The organism is Mesorhizobium intechi, assembly GCF_002879535.1.
GTDB lineage: Bacteria > Pseudomonadota > Alphaproteobacteria > Rhizobiales > Rhizobiaceae > Mesorhizobium > Mesorhizobium intechi.
Genome location: NZ_PNOT02000157.1, coordinates 1 through 2,790, shown reverse-complemented (window position 1 = coordinate 2,790; position 2,790 = coordinate 1). Strand labels below are relative to the sequence as shown.

The window sequence follows — 2,790 nt, the reverse complement described above, 5'->3', positions numbered from 1 at the left end:
GGTCATTCCGCCGCCCACCGTGGCGCCTTTGCCGCCACCGCCACCGGCGGCGCCGACGCAGCCCGACGGCCATCGCGACGCGGTCGTCTGGCTTGCGGTGGCGCCGGACGGCCGATCGATCATGAGCGCCAGCACGGATCGTGTGATCAAGCTGTGGGACATTGGCGGCAAGCAGCTGATCCGCAATCTCGGCGTCCACAAGGACATGGCGCGCACGGCGCTCTATATGCCAGACGGCGTCAGCGCGCTGACGGGCGGCGACGATGGCGAGATCGTGCTGCGCAAACTTGCCGACGGCGCCGTGCTGCATGTCTTCCAGGCCGGCCAGAACGGCGGCGTCAACAAGCTGGCGATCAGCCCGGACGGCAAGCGCGCCGTCAGCGGGCATGACACCGGCAACGTCATCGTCTGGGACCTCGTCAACAATTCCGTGCTGCATGTGCTGACCGGGCATGATTGGTCGATCAGCGCGGTCGCCGTCTCGCCGGACGGAAAGCAGGCGCTCAGCGGCAGCATCGACGGCACGCTGAAGCTCTGGGACGTCGAAAGCGGCAAGCAATTGCGCAGCTGGCACGGCCACGAGCAGGGCACCTATGGCGCCGTGTTCATCGCCGACGGCCATCATCTGATCACCGGCAGCGGCGACCTGACGATCAAGGTTTGGGATCTCGACAGCGGCCGCGAGGTGAAGCGCTTCGAGGGCCATGAAGGCACGGTCTATGCGTTGGCGCTGTCGGCCGACGGCAAGCGCCTGCTGTCGGGATCGCTCGACGGAACGGCGCGGCTATGGGACATGGAAACCGGCAACCAGATCGCCATGTTCAACAGCCAGACCGGACCGATCTACGCCGTGGCGTTCGCCCCCGACGGCACGGTGCTGACCGGCGGTTACGACCGAGCCATCAGGGATTGGCCGGCGGCTGGAGGGGATGGCGTGGTGCTGTTTGCCGGCGCGCCGGGGTGAAGTGTGGACCGGCGCGAGATGTGGTTTGCGCCCGAGTCGGCCTTGACCGTCTTTCTGTCCAAGCTATGTTCGCGCCATGTCAGCCCCCAGCCTCATGGCCAAAGCGCCACTCGTCGTCATCGACCTCCAGACCGGCATGTTCAACGGCTTGCATGAGCCGCCGATCCACCACGCGCCTGCCATTGCGGAGCGTGCCCGGGCGGTGATCGACTGGGCAAGGCGCGGTGGGCGCAAGGTCGCTTTCGTCAGGCATGACGGGCCTGAAGGCGATCCGCTGGCGCCGGGCGAGCCGGGCTGGCCGGTGTGGCCAGCCCTCGGCCAGGCCGACGATGAACCGACCTTCGCCAAAACCGTGCGCGATGCTTTCAGCAATCCGGCCTTTCGCGACTGGGTCGCCGGGCAAGGAGCCGGGGCCGTCGTGATCCTCGGCGCGCAGACCGATTTTTGCGTCGCGGCAACCGTCAAGGCCGCGTTAGCCAGGGGGCTCGGCGTCACCGTGGTTTCCGATGCCCACAGCACGCTGGACAGCGCCAGCGAGAGCGCTGAGCAGATCATCGCCCGACACAATGACGAATTCGCCGAAGCCGGAGTCAATCTGGTGACGACAAAGGCGCTGGTTGGCGGCTGAAGCGGCAGTCATAACGGGCCGGCCCGCCGGACGGATCATAGTGCCAAGCCATGGTCGACGCGGGCGGGGGGGCGCATTGTTGGGATGGCTGGGCGCCCGCGTCAACCAGGGCGGCTCGTACCGCCGCGATAACACAATTGCACATCGCGGGGCCGCCGAAACTTCCGCGAAAGCGGAATAGGCAAGGGCCACGGCGCGGATTCGCGCTCTGTCTCCCCGGAACCAGGGGCAACCGCGCGAAACAGTTTTTCTTGGCTGCCGCATTGACCCACGGCAGGGGGGCGGCGAGGACTGGCGCTTCAGCGGGGATGGCGCCCGTGAGCGAGCAGAAGATGAGCGAGCAGACGATGAGCGAGCAGAGGATTTTCCGCAACGCGAAACTGGCCGACGGGTCGCCGGTGGATTTCTTCGTCACCGGCGGCCGCTTCGGCTCGATCGTACCGGCCGGCAAGGCGCCGCCGGCTGATTTCGCCGCCGTTGCCCCCGGCATCATCGACCCCACCATCATCGACCTTGATGGCCAGCTTGTCGTGCCGGCCTTCGTCGAGGGGCACATCCATCTCGACACCTCGTTCTATGGCGATGCCTGGCGCCCGCACATTCCCTGCACCAATGGGTTCGACGTGCGCGAGCGTGTCGCCTTCCAGGCGCGAAACCTTGCCGCCGCCGCGCCGATGGCGGAGCGCGCGAAGAACCAGCTCGAGCTCTGCGTCGGCAATGGCAGCCTGGCCATGCGCAGCCATGTCATGGTCGACGCATCGGTCGGGCTCAGCCATGTCGAGACCATCCTGGCCGTGCGCGAAAAATACCGCGACCTTATCGACATCCAGCTCGTCGCCTTCCCGCAAAGCGGCATCCTGTCCTCGCCCGGCACGGCGGAGCTGCTCGACGAGGCGCTGAAGCTCGGCTGTGACCTTGTCGGCGGGCTCGACCCCGCCAGCTTCGACCGCGACGTGAACGGCCATCTCGATGTGGTGTTCGCCCTGGCGCAGAAACATGGCGCCGGCGTCGACATCCATCTGCATGATGGCGGCGCGCTCGGCCTGTTCCAGGTCGAAGAAATCGCCGCGCGGACAAGGACGCTCGGCATGGCGGGTCATGTCGCCGTCAGCCATGCCTATGGGCTTGGTGACATCCCGCCCGACGCCCTGGCGAAGGCCGGCGCGATGCTGGCGGCCGCCGGCGTGGCGATCATGAC

Annotated in this window: 3 protein-coding genes; all 3 read left to right on the top strand. The window is 67.1% G+C overall.

All coding sequences use genetic code 11. The features are described 5' to 3' along the window. A partial coding sequence (locus C1D09_RS13320) for a WD40 repeat domain-containing protein (protein WP_143974759.1) occupies positions 1 to 964 on the top strand: 964 nt, incomplete at its 5' end. A 76-nt stretch (positions 965 to 1,040) separates the two neighbouring features. Beyond that, positions 1,041 to 1,592: an isochorismatase family protein gene (locus C1D09_RS13315; protein ID WP_143974758.1), complete on the top strand. Its 552-nt coding sequence runs from the start codon at positions 1,041 to 1,043 to the stop codon at positions 1,590 to 1,592. A 332-nt stretch (positions 1,593 to 1,924) separates the two neighbouring features. After that, positions 1,925 to 2,790 (top strand): amidohydrolase family protein (locus C1D09_RS13310; RefSeq protein WP_143974760.1); only part of this gene is annotated, 866 nt, incomplete at its 3' end.

Bases quoted from the DNA above. Each gene is read 5' to 3' on its own strand.
- C1D09_RS13315 (WP_143974758.1), top strand. From the start codon at position 1,041: ATGTCAGCCCCCAGCCTCATGGCCAAAGCGCCACTCGTCGTCATCGAC.